The 18,850-nt window shown below is 39.2% G+C and carries 19 protein-coding genes; 5 read left to right on the forward strand and 14 right to left on the reverse strand.

Going from position 1 to position 18,850, the window contains the following annotated elements:
* Window positions 1–189, reverse strand: a 189-nt coding sequence (locus tag IEW93_RS20165) for a transposase (RefSeq protein ID WP_188741024.1), incomplete at its 3' end; no start/stop codon positions are given.
* Window positions 190–684: 495 nt separating this feature from the next.
* On the opposite strand from IEW93_RS20165, the gene IEW93_RS20170 reads away from it, so the two are divergent.
* Window positions 685–936, forward strand: coding sequence for an AbrB/MazE/SpoVT family DNA-binding domain-containing protein (locus IEW93_RS20170; RefSeq protein WP_188741025.1), 252 nt, complete (start codon window positions 685–687; stop codon window positions 934–936).
* Window positions 937–1,057: 121 nt separating this feature from the next.
* On the opposite strand, the gene IEW93_RS20175 is transcribed toward IEW93_RS20170, so the two are convergent.
* From IEW93_RS20175 to IEW93_RS20235, 13 genes are all read right to left on the reverse strand, one after another.
* Window positions 1,058–1,306: a hypothetical protein gene (locus tag IEW93_RS20175; protein ID WP_188741026.1), complete on the reverse strand. Its 249-nt coding sequence runs from the start codon at window positions 1,304–1,306 to the stop codon at window positions 1,058–1,060.
* A gap of 114 nt (window positions 1,307–1,420) precedes the next feature.
* Entirely contained in the window at window positions 1,421–2,350 is a 930-nt protein-coding gene (locus IEW93_RS20180; protein WP_229706729.1) for an NYN domain-containing protein, read from the reverse strand.
* 48 nt (window positions 2,351–2,398) lie between these two features.
* On the reverse strand, window positions 2,399–3,844 hold the full coding sequence (locus IEW93_RS20185; RefSeq protein ID WP_188741027.1) for a hypothetical protein: 1,446 nt from the start codon (window positions 3,842–3,844) through the stop codon (window positions 2,399–2,401).
* Between the two features lie 445 nt (window positions 3,845–4,289).
* A complete protein-coding gene (locus tag IEW93_RS20190; protein WP_188741028.1) occupies window positions 4,290–4,595 on the reverse strand; it encodes a hypothetical protein in 306 nt (101 codons plus the stop codon).
* A gap of 63 nt (window positions 4,596–4,658) precedes the next feature.
* Entirely contained in the window at window positions 4,659–5,429 is a 771-nt protein-coding gene (locus tag IEW93_RS20195; RefSeq protein ID WP_188741029.1) for a hypothetical protein, read from the reverse strand.
* Entirely contained in the window at window positions 5,419–6,270 is an 852-nt protein-coding gene (locus IEW93_RS20200; protein WP_188741030.1) for a hypothetical protein, read from the reverse strand. The genes IEW93_RS20195 and IEW93_RS20200 overlap by 11 nt, the downstream gene beginning before the upstream one ends.
* A gap of 250 nt (window positions 6,271–6,520) precedes the next feature.
* Entirely contained in the window at window positions 6,521–7,006 is a 486-nt protein-coding gene (locus IEW93_RS20205) for a TnsD family Tn7-like transposition protein (protein WP_188741031.1), read from the reverse strand.
* 34 nt (window positions 7,007–7,040) lie between these two features.
* Entirely contained in the window at window positions 7,041–8,123 is a 1,083-nt protein-coding gene (locus IEW93_RS20210; protein WP_188741032.1) for a TnsD family Tn7-like transposition protein, read from the reverse strand.
* Window positions 8,105–8,995: a TniQ family protein gene (locus IEW93_RS20215; RefSeq protein ID WP_188741033.1), complete on the reverse strand. Its 891-nt coding sequence runs from the start codon at window positions 8,993–8,995 to the stop codon at window positions 8,105–8,107. Before IEW93_RS20215 ends, IEW93_RS20210 begins: the two co-directional genes overlap by 19 nt.
* Entirely contained in the window at window positions 8,992–10,443 is a 1,452-nt protein-coding gene (locus IEW93_RS20220; protein ID WP_188741034.1) for a TniB family NTP-binding protein, read from the reverse strand. The genes IEW93_RS20215 and IEW93_RS20220 overlap by 4 nt, the downstream gene beginning before the upstream one ends.
* Window positions 10,444–10,448: 5 nt before the next feature.
* On the reverse strand, window positions 10,449–12,674 hold the full coding sequence (locus tag IEW93_RS20225) for a TnsB C-terminal domain-containing protein (protein ID WP_188741035.1): 2,226 nt from the start codon (window positions 12,672–12,674) through the stop codon (window positions 10,449–10,451).
* On the reverse strand, window positions 12,671–13,459 hold the full coding sequence (locus tag IEW93_RS20230; RefSeq protein WP_188741036.1) for a TnsA endonuclease N-terminal domain-containing protein: 789 nt from the start codon (window positions 13,457–13,459) through the stop codon (window positions 12,671–12,673). The genes IEW93_RS20225 and IEW93_RS20230 overlap by 4 nt, the downstream gene beginning before the upstream one ends.
* Window positions 13,460–14,572: 1,113 nt before the next feature.
* A complete protein-coding gene (locus IEW93_RS20235) occupies window positions 14,573–14,767 on the reverse strand; it encodes a hypothetical protein (protein ID WP_188741037.1) in 195 nt (64 codons plus the stop codon).
* 212 nt (window positions 14,768–14,979) lie between these two features.
* On the opposite strand from IEW93_RS20235, the gene queD reads away from it, so the two are divergent.
* Genes queD through dbpB form a run of 4 tightly spaced genes read left to right on the forward strand, consistent with a single transcriptional unit; the run spans window position 14,980 to window position 18,618 of the window.
* The gene (gene queD, locus IEW93_RS20240; RefSeq protein ID WP_188741038.1) at window positions 14,980–15,342 is read left to right on the forward strand and encodes a 6-carboxytetrahydropterin synthase QueD; all 363 of its coding nucleotides are present in this window, start codon (window positions 14,980–14,982) and stop codon (window positions 15,340–15,342) included.
* Between the two features lie 2 nt (window positions 15,343–15,344).
* Complete coding sequence (locus IEW93_RS20245; RefSeq protein WP_188741039.1) at window positions 15,345–16,283, forward strand: hypothetical protein; 939 nt, start codon at window positions 15,345–15,347, stop codon at window positions 16,281–16,283.
* A complete protein-coding gene (gene dpdA / locus IEW93_RS20250; RefSeq protein ID WP_188741040.1) occupies window positions 16,270–17,511 on the forward strand; it encodes a tRNA-guanine transglycosylase DpdA in 1,242 nt (413 codons plus the stop codon). Before IEW93_RS20245 ends, dpdA begins: the two co-directional genes overlap by 14 nt.
* 9 nt (window positions 17,512–17,520) lie before the next feature.
* Window positions 17,521–18,618 (forward strand): DGQHR domain-containing protein DpdB, encoded by a 1,098-nt coding sequence (gene dbpB / locus IEW93_RS20255; protein WP_188741041.1) that lies wholly within the window; start codon window positions 17,521–17,523, stop codon window positions 18,616–18,618.
* The last annotated feature ends 232 nt before the right edge of the window (window positions 18,619–18,850 follow it).

The raw sequence follows: 18,850 nt of genomic DNA on the forward strand, positions 1-18,850 counted from the left end.
AGGCGTTAACTTGCCGTTACCTCTAAAAGCATGGCCATCATCATTTTCTGCTTCTTTTATCCATCGGCCAAGAAGCTGAGGTGTTACTTCTAAATTTCTAGCAGCTTCAGCAATACTGTAATTTTGCTCTCTAACTAATGCGATAGCATCAAGTTTGAATTCTTTTGAATAGGTTTTACGTGTTTTCATCTCAATCTCCAGTTAAATCAATTATGTCTTAACTGGGTTAGTCGTATCAATTAAACCACGTCACAATGTGAGAAACCGAAAATGATGACTTATGAGTTAGCCTTATTTAAGCGGATTCTCCTACCTAAATGTTCTAACTAAAACCGGACAAAAACGAAGACAATCTTTTAAGCTTAACAATCAATCACCTAGATTATTTTTAAGCCGTTTTCACAAAAAGATTGTCTTCGTTTAATTCCACAAAAACAACTATGTAAGCGTGGAATTAGAGCGAAGACAAAGTTAGCCTGTGACACCTGATGCAGCGTTGCTATGTTTAGTCCTTTCATGGAATTAAAACGAAGACAATCTTAAGCTGCTGTTTAAATTAGATTTAAGCAGTCACCCCTCCGTTGGCTAATATGTAAGTCCACTAGCACATCGAAGTTATTATTCTTGTATAACACCATAATCGAAACTATATTTACATGAATGTAAACCCAAAGGAGGACAGTCATGGTTACATCGAAACTGCTTAAAATCGGTGACAGCGTAATGCTAACAATTCCTCCGATAATTCTTGAAGAACTAAGTTTAAAGGTAGGAGCAACAGTTAACTTAACGATTGAGAATGGCCAACTAATACTTAACCCAAAGCCTAAGTATTCTTTAGAGGAATTAATAGATAAATGTGATGCAACAGCTCCTGTATCACCAGAAGTTCAAGAATGGCTTAATGCACCTGCTGTAGGTAAGGAACCTTTCTAAATATCTTGATCACTACAAATTGAATTTAGAGCAAGTAAGGGCGATGTATGTGCCTGTTGAATTAGCCACTACATTATAATTTGGAATTATTTGATCCATTTCGCCCATTAAACTTTCGAGCCTATAACTCTATATAATCTTTAATAAATGCCTGTTTCCAAAACATTGAAAGTCTTGGAAACATTGCTAAGAGAAAATCATCTCCTCGCCCTGCTATAGAGTCTAAAGGCGTTTCTACATCTCCAAATATCTCATTTTCGTGCAGTTCAGCTATTAGAGCACCAAAAACTTCAGTATCTAAAAGATCTGGATTATAAGTTAATGCTGCCGCGAGTGCTGCTGGTAGAAACGTTGCATACTTTTTACTCAACGTTTGATCATTATCTAAAATTCTTGGATAGAGTTTAAAGAGTAGCGCTTTTTCAAGACCACCTTCAATTTCCCAGAGGCTTTTACCAACTTTAATGCTGCCAATAAGTCGTACTTAAGCAACTTGCTGCTTATTCAATACAATATTTTTAGCTGAAGGACACTGCCCACTAGCTAAATCCTTCTTCGAATCTATATCAGGAACTTTAAACCAAACGGTCTTACCTTCTTTTAATAATGCAGTACTTCCCTTTACTTCAATAAAGCTAAAATGGTAATCACCTTGATTAGATGAAATGAAACCAAACTCTCTTTTAGAGTCTAATTTTCGTATAACACCTTGTACAGTTGTTCCAGATGCTTTTTTGTTACTTGTGCGCATTGCTATAAAACATTGATCAATTTTTTCATCAACAATATCAAAAAGTTCCGCTTTATCCTTTATGAGCTTCTTTAAGCTTAAAAAACCATAATTTCTAGGGTCAAAAGATGAGTCAAACATCTTTAGCATGTTCCCCATATCCCCTAAATATACCGGCTCATTACTTTGTACACATCTTAGATAGGAATCAACAAGTAAAGCATTAAGATCTTGATGGCTTAAACGAGTAACAGGATCAGATAAGTTTTTCGTGAATACAAAATTATGACAAGCTTTACGAAATCTGTCTGGAGTATTTTCTTTGCCAATAGCCATCACATGCAACCCTTTCTCACGAATTCGTTGCGCTAAACTATAAAACCCACCATCACTTGATACGATACAAATAGCATTTATTCGTTGATTATTACTAATTAACTCAATAGCATCCATGACTAAAGCATGGTCGGCAGCATCTTTACCGTAGTGGAACTGTTGTTTTGGGCTTGATGCCGTCTCATGAAGAATATCTTGCCAACTAACTTGCTCTCTAGCAGTCCAATCAGCATAAACCCATTTAATTGCTACAGTGCCGTACTTTTCTACTTCCTCAAGCATTGATGCATATTGAACTTGCGATGCATTTTCACCATCGACTAATACTGCGAATGTTAAAGCTGACATAATTACAATCCTTGTCAATAAAGCCTGCATTCAGCAGGCGCAACCCCACTAATAAACGGCGCGAATTCCTGGGACTCTATAGCCACTTTGACTTAGAGAGTTTTTTAATTTAATAATCAGCGGACCAACTTCACCAGCCCAGGTGTCCCCCCCATCTTCAGCCTTAAGTTGTTCAAGAAGTTGCACGGCCGAAAGTGGTTTTGACAATAGGGTGACCTCACGCTTAAGTGCCTCACAATAAAAGGTATAAAGGTATACAAACTTCTTTGAATTGAGCTCATGAATTACAATTTGAATTCCATCAAGTGTCTCAGAATGCAGCATTTTCCCACAGATCTGCACTTGCTCTTCATCAACTTGGTACTCTATGCAACTAGACCACTGTAAAAAAGCTTCACTTAGATTAATTTCATAGGGCGGAATATTAGCCGAGCGAAATACTTTACAAACGTAATTACCAAATAATTCTTTTCCATATTCTCCCCAGTTAGGCATATTGCGTGGATCTTGAGTTCTCTGGTTCAAAATTGTGGACAACTTACTTTGTTGATATAGAGCATTTAACCTAAATAGATTCCTTTTCTTAAGTCTCATCGTATCAAGTTGTTGTTGATACGATTCAAGCTTAGTTAGCAACCTCGCAGCATGAATATCTGGTGCAAGAACCAACTCAGAATCAGCTAAATCTAAAGGCATCTCCTGAACATACGGCTTTATTAGTGGAGGAATTTGCAAGTTACTGGCAGCACCTCTGCAAGCCTCAACTAAAGTAGAGTTTCTCCAAGCCTTCGATGCATCTAAACGATTTGCATTGTCATACCTTGGTTTTAAAAGCCGATTCAACGTATCTTCAATCTGTATGGCTTGATCTGTTAACTCACTGTGTAAAGGCAAACTGCGAAGAATATCTGTAGTCCATCTTTTTAGTTCTTCATCATTGCGTTTCAGACTCTCATTTTCAGCTTTTGTTTCAGAAACATAGGAGTCATATGCTTCTCTTAACTCATTTTCTCTATCTTTAATTTGACGAAAAAAATCTAAAGGAGAATTATTATATCGATACGTGTGACCATTCTCATCAATATGGTCGAGAGCGTTATAATGTTGCTCCTCTACAATATCAAAGCCTTCATCTCCCACAGGGTAACGTCCATGCTCGGTCTCCAGAGAAGCCTTCGTCAACCCCTTCATTAAAACTTGCTGTTCCCAATCATCTGGTAGTAGGGGTTTTGCTTCTCGAAAAATGGTATAAGTGTAAAAGTTGTCTCCTGGTAATTTCGGCGAAAGAAGACTAATCAACGGTTCTAAATCAACAATTTTTGCTTTTCCTTTTCCAGCCTTTAATTGGCTTACATAAGGCTGAGAGCACTTAAGCATCTCGCTTATTTCAGTCAAGCTAATCCCAGCGCTTTCGGCTAACTTTATGACTTCCCTAGTATGTGGATGCTTTTCAGTCGCATCGATAGGGAAGAGGATTTCATTTTTTTCTTGCATGTGAATTCTTGCTCCTAATTAATAATTCGAAATCAGTTTTACACACAAAAACAACGAGATAAAGAACAATTTCACTTATAAAACTCTTATGAAAAAAATAAAAAACCATTAAAAACAATTCGTTAGAAAAAAATAAACTTATATATATTTTTTAATGTGCAGTGGCATCGCTATAAAAACACCAATAAGCAGTGATAAAAGCAATAAAGTATTAAAAACATAAACAACTGACGTAAAACCCAACCAATATACTTATAAAAGACCTATATTAGGCTTATTAATAACTTATTGTTGTTCAGATGACATAATTTCCTACTCTAGAGTCAGCCTCAAACTCACTAAGTCTTATAATACCTTTTACAGGCTGCTTGCGATGGTCAATTAAAGCTCACTATAGTGGTAAAGTGAATTTGACCACCTAAATAAAGGTGGCCAAATCGCCTCGTTAAGTCAGGTTGTAATGCAACTTGTATGTAAACTCACAATAACCGTATTTCTGTATCAACTTAGCGACAGTGGGTAAGTGCCCATTTAGCATCTCTGCGGCTTTAACTATCGGATTATCAATGTCGTTGGACCCACCAGCAATAAGTGCTTTTTTCATATCTTCAAATGAAAAAAAGGTTAATCCTATTGAGAAATAAGGGCCTACAAAGTCTTTTATCGCTTCTTCAGTACCTGACATGAGCATGTAAGTCATCCCTTCACCAGTCGCAAAATATTCACAAAAACCGATAATGTCCTGCTTCATAACGCCTCCATTCACCATAAAATGCCCATCGGTATTGATGAGCTTATCAATTACATCATTAGCTCAACTCACAAACTCAACAATCGTGCCTCCCGCATCAGGGATCAACATCTTAATTATTTTCATTGATTGCGGTGACAGACAATACTGATACTGTCTAAGGTTAAAACTCGAAAACCTCAACTGAGTCCCATCAAAGGTAAAGCCTTTCACATACAAAAAATCACGATCGCCACTGATGATGCTCGCAAATTGAGAATCTGGGCCAAGTTTTGCCGCACCATAGCGGATTAATGCAACTACATCATCGACATCAATGGTGTGAATATCACGACTCAATTCATGCTTTACGGTGGGTGTTAAATTGGCAACGTTTAAGTGCATAGCCTTAATGATTGTCGCCATTACATTATCAAAAGACACCGATGTGACATCTAGTGGAAAACGCCGCCACTGCGTGCCTGAACGATTTACCCGAAGCGATACACACAGAGACTCATGCGCAAAGCACTCATCTTGATAGACCCTATAATTGTCAGACTTAAGATCCAACTTCACCCGTTTAACATCAACATCACTCACCCGCAAATGAACTGATAACTGGATAAACATGCCACGACTTGGCTCGACTAAAAATATTTCCCCCCAATGCGTGATTTCAATATCAAACTGCTGCACCTTTAATCGCTTAAACAATGCTTTAATGAAAATCATGACCCCTGCAAACAACTCATCAGAAACGTCGATGCCACCGATGGGCATTGGATGAAATGGCAGAACAACTCTGCGCTTTCGGCTTGTCCTTATCTGTTTCAACTTGCTTTCAATGTTCATCAGATAATACCTTTAGTGCTATGCGCTCATCACGTTTCCCCACAACCCCTTTTTGAGTCACGTTAGTGCCATTAATAAACAACCATCCATTTGAATAACTTGCAGATGCCACCACTAATTGAATGGTTTTTCCTCTTGTCAGTACATTGGATGCTACCCAATCACCTACTTGCACCTGAAAGCACTGATAAAGCATCTTCAAACTCAATACTTCGATATCTCGCTCTAATTGATCATACTGATGGCTCAACTCACTCGCCTCCATTTTCAATCGATGCTGATGAGCCTCTAAATCGGTATTGACTACCGACGTCACTTCATCAAGTTCGCCCATCGCATCAACTAATCGCTCCAGTGCACAAGCTTGATCGAATCGGCGGTTGAGCTCTGCCTCCTTAGACACAATCTCATCAATCAACCCTTTCACTCGAGGGTGATAGTGCACAACAGGATCAATGTTTTTGAATTCGCCTTGATTGAATAACAACTCCGCGATGGGGATAGCACAAGATTGAAATTGTGGCGAATCATAAGGTAATAAATGACCGCTGAAATAAACCATCTTGTGAGTTACATGGATAAAGCTTGTCACCTGAGAGTAGTAACGATCACCTAACTCAAAAAACCACCGAGCATCTGGATACGCCTTACTCACCTGGTATAAATCCAAAGCCATCAACTGCTCCCGTAAATGCACCACCAGCGCCACAAGTTCATCATTCGCATTACAATGACAAAACAACGGTTGGACAACTCGTTGGTGATATAGTCCATGAACTTCAGCAGCATAAAGCGGTTTAGCCTTCAAACAATACACGCGTTTTTTATTCTCATGTCCCATTCAACCCTCCTTAAAAACATGTAAAAACTCTCCTTACAGCCTCAATTTGATGCCAACCACCTATCGTCCATCACCAAGCAAAAAAGCCCGCATAATCTGTAACAAACTTTCACCCCATTGCCCCGTCATTTAACGCAACATCACCACTTAAAATACGCCATACTACCCTCAACGCTCGCCAACAGCGCATAAACAACAGCAAACACCCCGATTTAACATAACCTCCCATTGGGCGCACTCAGGCACATCCTCACTTCACACCCAGTTTCACCAACAGCGCTTTCGTTAATGGCAACTTATCAAGCTGTTTAATTAAGTGTCCCTTATCGCGCACTTTTGCTGCTAACACCGTCAGTGACATTGACTCAGCCCCATCAAGCTCAGTAATCGCCAGAACTAACCGTTCATCCTCAACTGCCCAATTCTTGCTTTGCCTCAATGGCTTCAACGCAGGAGGTAAAATAGCCTCAAGGCAATCACGGTCATGGTGATATAAATGAAAAAAAGCCCGGCTGTGGTGGGATTTAAGCTCTTTTCTGCGCCAGTCAGGATGAGATTGACGCGCATCAAGTAGCTCAATCACTGACGCCTGATGTTTCCTCATTGCACATAATTGCTGGCGCCACAGTACCAGTCCAGGTGTATTAGAGATAAGCTGTTCCACATAACCCACACCCACCCCAACAGATCGGGCAATATCGTGTCGATGTCGCCCAAGGTAGGCCAGTAAAAGCACCCAATGACGTTGTCGATGCGAAAAGGCATTGGCATTACTGGCATTGTTTTATCCCTGCAAGCTCTGCAAGACGGCGGATATAACAGCGACTACGCCCAGTCATCGTCTCAATCTGAGACATACTCAACTCCTCAGACAACAGAGACAAAATACGCTCACGATCATCATTCGCCACTACTGGTGCATTAAAAGCGGGCATCATCTGAAATGGGCTTTCTTGCCCTAAAAATCCTCGAGGATCGTTATCAAACAACCAAAAACCTAAAATCATGTGCTTAAACGGATGGTTTAACGTCTGGGTTTTATCGCGAATTAATGGCCCCAAAAAACGCTCGCCAAACTCAAATGATCTTTCAAGATCAAACACCATGTCTTGGTAATACTCTGAAATGGCACGCACCAATATGGCCATACGGATCTGTCCAGAGCGGGTCATAAACCCCCTATGCATTAATTGGTGTCGATAGTGGGTATGTAGCAAGGTTAAATCGCATGACTTATCTTTTATTAGCGCCAACGCATCCCAACAAAACTGTGCAAAATCAGTACTCATCTGATGTTCAACCCGATAGACATGGGATGTCATGCTGGCATGATGAAACGTCAACCGCCGATCCAATCCAGCATCGCCATTGGCTAACACCACGAGCAGACAATGATGAAGAGGGCAAACCACGAGACCCGGAATTTGATGACGGATATCAAACATGGGTGTACCTGTGATCTGTCGGTGTTCAGACAAACACAGTGGGCACACCCGATGGCCAGCAGAGAAATTGAGCCTCGCATGGGGAATGTTGGCGGTAATGACCGGATTACCCGTGCCATGAAGCATCACAGACAACAGCTTTTGCTCTGCATCATGGCCGAAAAATTGAAATAGGGGGTATAACGTGTGTTGTATTAACCAGTGCTGTGCGGTGAGTCCACCGTGGCCGGCTAAATAGCCTATAGAGTGAGGTAAATAGGGATGCAGACGGATTTTGGGTTGTTGAAAAAGGGCTTGATAAGTGTTTTTTTCATGTCCCACACTACACGTTAAATGGTATCGCACAACCCAGCTGAATATCGATTCGTTAGCATAGGGGACGAGATAATTCATATCAGATGTTGGCACTCTGACAATTCATTGCGCAGCCAGAAAATAATCGTTAACCAAAAAAGAGGGTGTCTTATTTTTGCACTGCCGACCTGGCCGGATAACGTTGCCCAAAGTATGTTGGTTTTCAAACTCCTATCAGGTCGACTAGATGAAAATAACTCTGCCATATATTCTTGACCTAAGTCAGCAGTCATTTGCCTCGCTAGTTGATCGAACCGTTTACGCTCTTTCTGTTGCAATGGTAACTCGGACTCACAATTTAAATACCGACGAATCTGCGCCTTCACTCGATTGGGCCAAAGAGGATCGGCTTTTATCGTTTGAGCGACGCGGTAGATAAAAGGCTGCCAGGCAACATCCCAAAGCTGAAGTGTCATGGCCTCAGCGATATCAGACCAATGATGCGGTAGGGTAAATGGCAAAATCCTTAACTCATCATGGGTATGTAAAATCTGATCATGAATAGGGCATATTTTAGCGCCACAGAGGTGATGAGCACTATGCCAATAGGAGACACCATACAGTGCTTTATCTGCAGCAACACATTGCGGGCAGAACCGCCAACGTTTATCGAGATTTATGCCTGCGTGGGCCATATTGTTGGGCATAGTATATTGCGCCCCACAGAGAGGCGTACTCAATAACCAGAGCGATACTGTTGTATGCTCTAGTTGAGTATGCAGGACTTGCTCAGGCGACAACCCCATTCTTCGAATAATCCCCATGAGGTCGGTATTTAATGGCAATTGCGAATGCATTTGATGGTAGGCTATGCCATTAATCTCAAAAAATCGCCTGGTATTTATATGCATTTGACCGCATAGCATGCGTTCGCGCACAAACGCACTATAGACATGCTCATCAGGCAACAGTCCAACGCGGATCATTCGCCATGCTCCAGTGTCTTTGGAAGACGAATTGACTCAATATTTTTATGAAGATGTTCTTTAATTTTTTGAAGTTTGCTTAATTGCTCGTCGTTAAATGAATGCTCTGTGATCAGAACGTCAACATCTGCGCTTACCTGTTGAGCCGCTTCGGGAGTCAGTGATTTTTGTACTAATTTATTCAAAAATTTAATACCAAAATCTTCATTACCAGCATCTAGATACTGTTGCACGGTTAGTAGATCAGAATGGCGACCACTTTTTCCCTGATTAATATTTCGAGTGACGATTTTTAACAGCGGGAACCGTTTATTAAACGTTTTTTTAATTAACGACTCTGTTATTGACTCTGAACCACTGCGGATAGCCTCAGCTAAACACGCCTCCCACAGTGACATTAAAATTGAGTGGACTCCGGCTGTCAGGGCCATCAGCAAATCACAGATCTTATCAGATAACACCATAGGTTTATTGATCGGCTGGTATCCAATAATGGCATTCATCATCGCCGTCCAATCTCTTTCGTTATTGATACGCGATAACTCAAAAGTCGCACCTACGCGGCGCTTATGCCTACCTTTTTTATCAAATATTTGTATCGTATCAGGAGTACCGATTTTCACATTGGGAATAGACAATGTATTGCTCAGCTCATCAAACAACTGCAACATTTCATCGCGATAGCGTTGTGATGCGACCTGTAGATTTTGAAATTCATCAATCACCAATATTCCGACATGATGACGCAATAAAATCGTTCTCAGAATATCGACCATTCGGTCAATGTTGATGTATTTTCCTGTACTGTTTCTAATTGAACTCGAATAATCACATTGACCAAATTTACTCGCACTGAGTACACGATCTAGCTCTCTAATAATCGAGCTAATGAGTGCCGAGCGATTAGCGTTGTGCGGCATATCGACACTGAGATAGACAACCTGCACGTCATCAAAATCATTATTATGTTCAATTACTTGTGGGAAGCATTGAGATAAAATACGATTGACTAGAGTCGATTTACCCGTGCCTGACATACCGGTTAGAAATATCGCATCTGCTGTTGTTTGTGAAATACTGGGACGCTCAATCTGTTCTAGCGAGATATTGCTATCCGCAACATCATACCCCCACGCAATCACGTCTGTGCGCGTTGGATTACGGTCAACATAGCCCTGGGATAGCAAATCATAAATTTCATTATATAACTCGAAATGCTGAATATTAATGACTCGAGTTTGACGTAACATCGGTAATTCTGCGAGACGCTCATCATCACTCATTTGAGTGTGATCAGCGGCAACGACAATGTTAGTCAGTTTGGCTCGAAAGTGCTTTCCATCTAGCCGTTCAGGTATTGCTAGGATCAGCGGATTATCCTGATGAGTTGAAACATGACTTTCTCGATATTGAGCCTGAGCGATTGTTATTCTATTTTTGTTGCTCATTATATTTACTCTTCGTAAAACGCATCATTAAATTTATGCGTATCTGTTGTTTCTTGATCGATATTGCTCAACGAGAGCGAGTTATCGTCAGTTAAAAATGGTTGAATCGAATTAATAAATTTATTTTTATCTTCAAATTGATTTATTGATGCTTCTACGCGCCGATTTGATTTAATTTTCGATAGAGAGGCCATGGTGCCAGGCATTTTTTCAGCCTGTGCATTTGCAATGGTTGCAGCAATGAAGCCTTGCATGCCGAGTTTATACGGCAGTGCCTTTTCTTCTAATTGCGCAACATTCTTGCGTTCTGCTTCTTGCTGTATTTTTACCTCAGCAAAAGACAGCCCCCTGAATTTTGAGGATTTAGCATCCAGAGAGGCCATTTTTAGTCCGTCTTCAGTGCAAATAAAAATGACATCAACAGTAGATCGACTATATCTACACGTTAATTCGATATTTTGTTGATTTGATAACTTGCGCTCTTGTAGCCCAGTCGAAAGGGTCCACTCGCAGTTGTACCAAAGCGACTTGTTTTGTAGAAAAAGTCCATGACGGTGCACTGTGACGCTACCTTTCTCTAACAATTTCATGTGCAACTCATCTGCGGGGAGATTTAGCAGGTAACCGGGGCGATTAGCGAGTCCCCATGCCCATAATTGAGCAGGGATTGGCGCAACATTATCACGCACCATTTCTCGTTCCATCGGATATTTTTTGAGAACCCGATGATTGTTATGATAAAAAACATACACAATCGCAATTGCATAGAGTTCTGATATTGTTAACGCCGCTTTTTTTCGAGCTAATTGACTAGCAATATCTTGCTGGCTTTTTGTTTGATGAGCAGGGCTAACACCCTCAAAATGACTCTGAAATACGTGAAATAATTGCTCGACATTGGGTTTATCATCACCACGTCCACTGCGAGAAAATTTTACTGTTATTGGCAGGTCAGTAATTGGGCCCTCGGACAATTTGTTATAAAATTCCGCTTTATCAACGAAATACGTTTGAGCCACACCCATTTGCGGCCAATATTCGGCATTTAGATTGAGCCCTAACTCATCGAACAAACGCTGCTTCTCTGTTGCTGCATTAAAAATTGCTTGCTTTACCGTGTTATACGATGGGTTTTCAGTCGTAATATACAGCCCGACAATCAGCTTACTGAACACATCTATGATGAAGTACAGGGTTGCTTTGCCAATTTTTGTCGAGCGAGTAGGGTCAAAAACCGACACTAACTCTTCGGGAAATGGCGTTTCATCCACTTCAAAAACTTGGCCAGGTGCGATCACATGCATATATGCATCGCCGCGGCGGCCTTCGTTATTTTTCTTATTTTCAATATCATTTTGACGAGTTTTATCACGGAATGGGATGTTCCCCTGGAATTGTTTATTGAGCCAGTAATGAAATTGATCGTATGTTGGGCGCTGGTTTTCGGGCAGTAATGTCACGCAAAAACGTTCGCCGGTTTGCTCTATCTCTAATTGAGAGTTTTTTATTCGTTCTGCGAAATAATATTTACTCAGCATGTCTTCGTATGTTTTCAGAATGCTTGGTCCATTTCTTTTTACATACCATCTCTTAGCTATTAAAAAGTGTTTAATATCAATATTATCAATAACTTTACCTTTAGCAATAATCATGTTTGCTCTTCCCTGTTTTACACGTATTACACGTTGTTTTACAGTTCGATTAGCATTTTTACCCACAGGAAATGCCAGACCATTTATCCGCTGTCCCATTCGAAGATATGCATAAAAATAATCATAAACAGATTGTCTACTGCAACCGGACTCATCAATAACCTGCTGAAACAGCTTTTCTCCATACCCATTCATCAACACTGACTCTAAATCGTTTACAAGAGGTCGGATGATTTCAAAACGTTTTGAGGCTTTTTTACGACGGGCAGGTGATAAATTTTCTTCATCTAAAAATAGTTCGCGAGGCCAATTATTCTCAAATACGATAATTTGGTCAGTATTAATCTGCTCTAATAGTTGGTTGTATTCGAGTTTTAATGGAAATTTTGCAGTTGTATCGAGGTTAATCGCACAAGCACGATTTGTTGGAATATCGACATAAACCAATAAATAATCCTCTGATATCAGATGTTCTCCGATATAAATCGCTTCACCAGAATCAGAATTTGGACCAAATCCACTATTAATTCTCAACTGTTCGACGGTAGAGATCGTAGAATTCACATTCGGTAGATTCATAATGTGTAAACCCCCAATATTGATGCTGGCTTTTCAAGTTTTAGACGCTGTCCCCAGTCCATTTCAAGCTGCTCATTCCAGAGTGCAGCATAGAAAAGTGACACCGCTGTTGAGAAGTCAATGCCGCTGCTAACAGCTGAGTGCTGTAATAACGTCGACATGCGTTCATGCCTGTTATCTGATAAATGGCTTGCTAAATGGGTTAACCAAGAGCGAAACAAATGTTCGACAAATTGGCCCGCATTGCGATGCCGATAGATGTTTTCCAAATTTTCACTTCGAATCGTTCTTAATTCATCACTAGTCACAAGTTGATATTCAATACATTCCAGGTCGCAATATGCGTGTTGAATCGCTAATTTTTCCATCGTGCGCTCACGCAATGAATCGGATTCCTGTTTAACGGGATGCGCGACTAACGAACCGTCTGCTAGTGTTGAAACAAAGTCGATCGTTTGAACGATAGGAATCTGTTTTGAGCCTACGTATACAGGGTGTTTTACACCCAACTCCTTTGCTATGGGGATTGAATAATCTAGTGGGATTGCATATTGCTCATATATTTCAACAACATTACGATTTCTCGCCAAATTCAGATACATCCATAGCTCGTTTTGAGATAGCAGATGCATCACGCGATTCGGTGTAGAAAAGTGCGCAATTTTTGTTACGTTGCCGGAGCTACGGACATCCTCAACACGCCAAAATGGCTCGTAGATAACATCGTCTAATTCGATACTTCGACGATGCGTGTCATACCATTTTTGTTGTCTCTCAAGTGTCATTCTAGAAGTTCGCTTCATAACAGTTTCACATAAAATAAGGAAAAATGAGGGTTACGTAATAATGCATAACACTAACGCTTTTACTAGACACAAAACCCTCACTAAAAATTGACTTAATCGAAATCTAGCCGTAAAAAAATCAAAGATCAATTTATTTTTTATTTGATATAAGCTGTTGTATTTATTTTTAAAAAAGAAATAAAATGTATTTATTTTATAAAAAATAACTACTTTTTAACGTTTGAATTGAAATGATGGTAAAAGTCATTTATATCAAATAAATTTCTGCCTTTTTTCAGCATTTATCATGGGGATAGACCTATTCGGAATACTATTGGAAAGTGCTTTAAAAGCGCCCAAGAAGAGAAAAAATTACAATGAAAAAAATGCTCAAAAAGGTACGAAATCTCGAAATTGGCAATTTTGACACTCTGGAAAAAGTGCTTTTTAAGCGCCTTAAGATTAACAAATATTAATCTAACTGCACACATTTCAACCATGCCACAGCTTTAAAAATTCGTATATTTGATGTGTTTTTGGACGGAGCGATCACCGAATGAGGTGTAGAGATGTGTCGATTCAGACAAGAAATTGTCAATATATTAAATTTAACCCGTTAGGCCGTTAAGGCTTAACTGTGACGAATTATAGCAAGAACGTAAGCAACAGTTTTACATAAGTTACAGTCTTCTTCGAATATGTCTGTAGTTGAAGTATTAAAAACAAAGGCGCAGGCTTGCAAACTTTGTAAAATTGGCGAGATAAAGCCAAACAACAAGTTCTACCAGTACCTGGAAATAAACAAACCTCAGAACAATGGTCAGTAGAAGCGAAGTTTGCCACAACGCTGTAGCAACATCGTATTGGACTGGATTGTAGTTAACTCGCAAAGTGCAATGAACGGGTAGAGGTGGAAAAAGCAAAGAGTCTAAGCAGTTGGGGAAACAGTGAAATCCGGAACCGCATATTAGTGGGGCCGACAACACAAAATATGGAAAAGGAGTCTGAATCGAAAAATGATAATAACTAGCTTGAAAAAACCGACTATTAGAATAGCCTGAACTATAAAACTCCCCCCTATACAATAAGAAATATAGGAGAGGTTTTTTGATACTAAGTTACTTTTCTCATAAAGTCCTGGATATGTTTTTCATCAAGACTATTAATCATTTCCCGAATAGTATTATGTTCTATCTTTATCCCTAACGCTGTTTTAGCAAGGTTTATGGCCTCTTCTTTACACCCGTGGTGATCATTCTCTAAAGTCACAATAATTTTTACTAATACTTCTTTTATTTCCGGACTCATAGATAATTACCCTCCAAAATGTACATTATATTTGTAAACATTGAACCTTTAACTTGTTTTACTCAACAACAAAAATCATAAATCAAATTCCCTCAACTTACCAATAAAAACGTTGGCAACATATAGCAGAGGCAGTAGCTAGGGCCCTATATCTAGTGTATAATCCCCAAATATAGCGCGAAAATCTTAATTCTAAAGGCTTGCTGAGTAATATGACCATTGAAATCTATAAAGAATTTACTTTTGAATCTGCACATAAGCTTCCAAATGTTCCAGTAGATCATAAATGTGGAAGGTTACATGGTCATTCATATAGGGTTAGACTCCACTTGATAGGTGAACCAGATCCTCATCTAGGTTGGTTTGTTGATTTCGGCGACCTTAAAGAGATATTTAATCCTGTTTATGAGCAATTAGACCATAGGTACCTCAATGACATAGAAGGGTTAGAGAATCCCACGGCCGAAGTTATAGCTGAATGGATCTGGCATAAACTCACTCATAACTTACCTCAATTAAGTGCTGTTGAACTTATGGAGACATGTACATCAGGTGTCATTTACAGAGGGAAATGATCTTGAAAGTCCACTTAATAACTAATTGTACCAACGTCAAACGAAAGCACCTTCAGAATAAAGTTTCTTTTGGTGATGTTCTGAATACAGAACAGCCAGACATTAAAGATTGGGTTGATGCTATATCTAATAATAAAAGTAGAGACTTGGCAATAAACACATATGCAGGTGATCATTGGACGGTAGCTAAAGACATAAATAATGACGGTGTGCCACTTTGGGTTCTATCGGCAGGGTTTGGTTTTATTTCAGGACAAGATAATATTTGCTCCTATGATGCAACCTTCAGTAATAATGGTGAAAATGCAGTTCGTCTTTTTTCAAATACGAATGACAGCAACAAAGACAACATTACTTGGTGGGAGCAATTACACTTAAACAGGTGCTATTCATACCAGCACGATTTTAGTTCAATGGTTAGACACCACAAAAATGATAACTTCTGTATATCTACCTCACCCCAATATTTGAAAGTAATTTTACCTGAACTTATAAAACTACGGGAATCCGGACATATTACTGAAAAAAATACAATTATTATAACTAGCAAAGTTGAGTTACCACAGAGTCTACAATCATTAAGGTTAATCGCAACTGAAGATTTTTGTGAATTGCTACAAGGAAGCAGAGTCTCTTTAAATATTCGATTAGCTAGATATTTGTTGAAGGAGTTAAGCTCCAGTGATGATTTTATCAGTCAAATAAAGGAAAGATACGTTCGGTTACAAAGACGGTCTAAACCAGCGAAAAAGTTTGACAGAGTTAAAGTTGATGACGAAGAAGTAGCTAATTATATTATTAAAAAATTAGAATGTGGCTCTCCAAAAAGCTCTGCGACAGTATTGTTAAATGCTTTTAGAAATGACGGATTTGCTTGTGAACAAAAAAGGTTTGGGAAAATTTTCCAACTCACAAAGAGAACTTTAAGTGAAAAAAGTTAAATTTTACTTTCCTGACAGTCATGATTATGTTGACCCTACTTTTGACTTCGAAAAAGAAACGAATAACGAACATAGAGTTATCCAACGAGATGATAAATATGCTCACGAGATTTTTTCTCAACCTGTTTACGATGGAATCCTGGTATCTAAAGCTGTCGTTGATGGGATTAGTGGTGTAAAGGGCAAGTATTCGGTAGCACAAAGGCAGCGTTTTTTTAGAGAAGGGATCTATCGCTTCTTCAGACTGCCCAAATCGTACTCAACAATCGGAGATTGTGGCGCCTTCACTTATGCAAATAAAGAAGTTCCACCTTACTCCATTCATGATGTAGTCGAGTTTTATGTAAATGCAGGCTTTACCTACGGTATCTCACTAGATCACATTATATTTGAGTTTTCTAGATCTCAACTTGAGTCACATAAAAAATTCAGTAATGAACAACTTACTGAATGTAAGAGAAGAAAAGAAATAACACTAGATCTAGCAAATAAGTTCTACAAAGAAAGTCTGTCTGAATCATATGAGGCTTACGGAGTTGCCCATGGTTGGGATCCTGAATCTTATGCAGATTCAGTTCGCCAACTTCAATCTATGGGTTATAAAAGGATTTCCCTAGGTGGTATGATTAAATTGAAGACACCCGATATTCTTTCCGTTCTCAAAAAGATAATTGAAGTCAAAAAATCAGACACACAATTTCATCTTCTAGGCATCAATAGATTGAACCATATTCAAGAGTTTGCTTCTCTTGGTGTTAGCAGTTTCGATTCTACAGCTCCCCTAATGCAAGGGCTGAAAGATGATAAGTTCAACTACCATACCCATACTGACAACTACACTTCAATTTCAGTGCCACAGGTTGAAGCAAATAACGCCATGCGCAAACTAGTTTCCTCAGGTGCGATTGATCATGATGAAGCCAAAAGATTAGAAAAAGCTTCTTTACAGGCCTTAATAGCTTTTGATAAAGGTAATATAGAAAAAAACAAAGTCTTAGACATTCTTTGTGAGTATGAAAGACTCTACAGTTTTAAAACATCACGCAGAGAATCAATGGAAAAGACTCTAACTGATCAACCATGGAAAAATTGTAAATGCAATGTATGTCATGATCTAGGAATTCACGTACTCTTAAAAAGAGGGGCTGGTCGTAATAGGCGAAGAGGATTTCACAATCTATATATTGCATACCAAAAGCTTCAAAAAGAGCTAGCCTTAATAAAGTAGGAAGAATCGATGCTAGAAATTAGAGTGCCAGCCTTGAAAATCAAACAAGGCCCAGATCGCGAACTCTTTAGCTTTTCAGTCAAAGGAAAAGACATAGAGTCAATTGCAGCAATATCAAGAGTTAAAAGAAAAGAAAATGAATTAGTGGGGTACCAACGCCCAGAGGTATCTACGCATATTCGCGAAATAAAAAGGTACTTGGAATCAGATAACCCTATGATTCCAAACGCTCTAGTAATTGCATTTGATGATAGAGTTAAATTCGAACCTATTAGCAATGGCAATAATGAATTTGGATATTTGATTATACCTATCGCAGTAAATGATGAAGAGAAACCAGGCTGGGTAGTGGATGGCCAACAAAGAGCTGCTGCTTTAAGAGAAGCTGAAATTGGTGACTTTCAAATGCCTGTTAGTGCATTTATTACTAATGACGCGCAAGAACAACGTGAGCAATTTATTTTAGTTAACTCAACAAAACCTCTTCCTAAAGGTCTCATTTATGAGTTATTACCATACACAGAGACAAAACTAGCTGTTGCTTTGCAAAAGAAAAGATTCCCAGCTCAACTGTTAGATAGGCTCAATCATGGAGAGGAATCTCCTATGAAAGGTATGATTAAAACGGCGACAAATCCTAGCGGATTTATCAAAGATAATTCAATTCTAAAATTGATAGAAAGTAGTCTAAGTGAAGGAGCCCTTTATCGCTTTAGAGATCCTGAAACGGGTAAAGGCGATGTTGACAAGATGCTCGACATCATCTGCAATTTCTGGGAAGCCGTAGCTGATGTATTCCCAGATGCTTGGGGGGTTGACCCCAAAAACTCGCGCCTCATGCACGGTGCAGGTATCACTGCAATGGGCCACCTAATGGACGCCATTTCAGAAAGATATCATAGTGAAGAACGTGAAGATGTTACATCTTATAGCCATTTCAAAGCTGATTTAGAGCAACTTAGTAAATATTGTAAGTGGACAAATGGTTATTGGGACTTTGGTGTAGATAAGAAAGTTAAGTGGAATGAATTACAGAATATTGGCAAAGACATTCAAATTTTAACCAATTATCTACTTAGAAAATATCGCACTGAAGTTTGGGGCTAAATAAAATTTCCTTTTTAGAATCGGGGCGAGGCCTCGATTCTATTGATGTAATACTACTATTTTTAAGTTCAGAAATGGCAAGTAACCTTGGATATAGATATAGATGTAAGCGGTAAATGAAGCAGTGAAGCGTTAATCGATATTGCTTAGATCAACATTCCACGGCATTAAATCGGTCAAATCGTCGGTAGGTAGACGCTTGGGCAACTCGGTAAACAAGTGCCTGAAGTAA

Source organism: Shewanella inventionis (assembly GCF_014641855.1).
GTDB lineage: Bacteria > Pseudomonadota > Gammaproteobacteria > Enterobacterales > Shewanellaceae > Shewanella > Shewanella inventionis.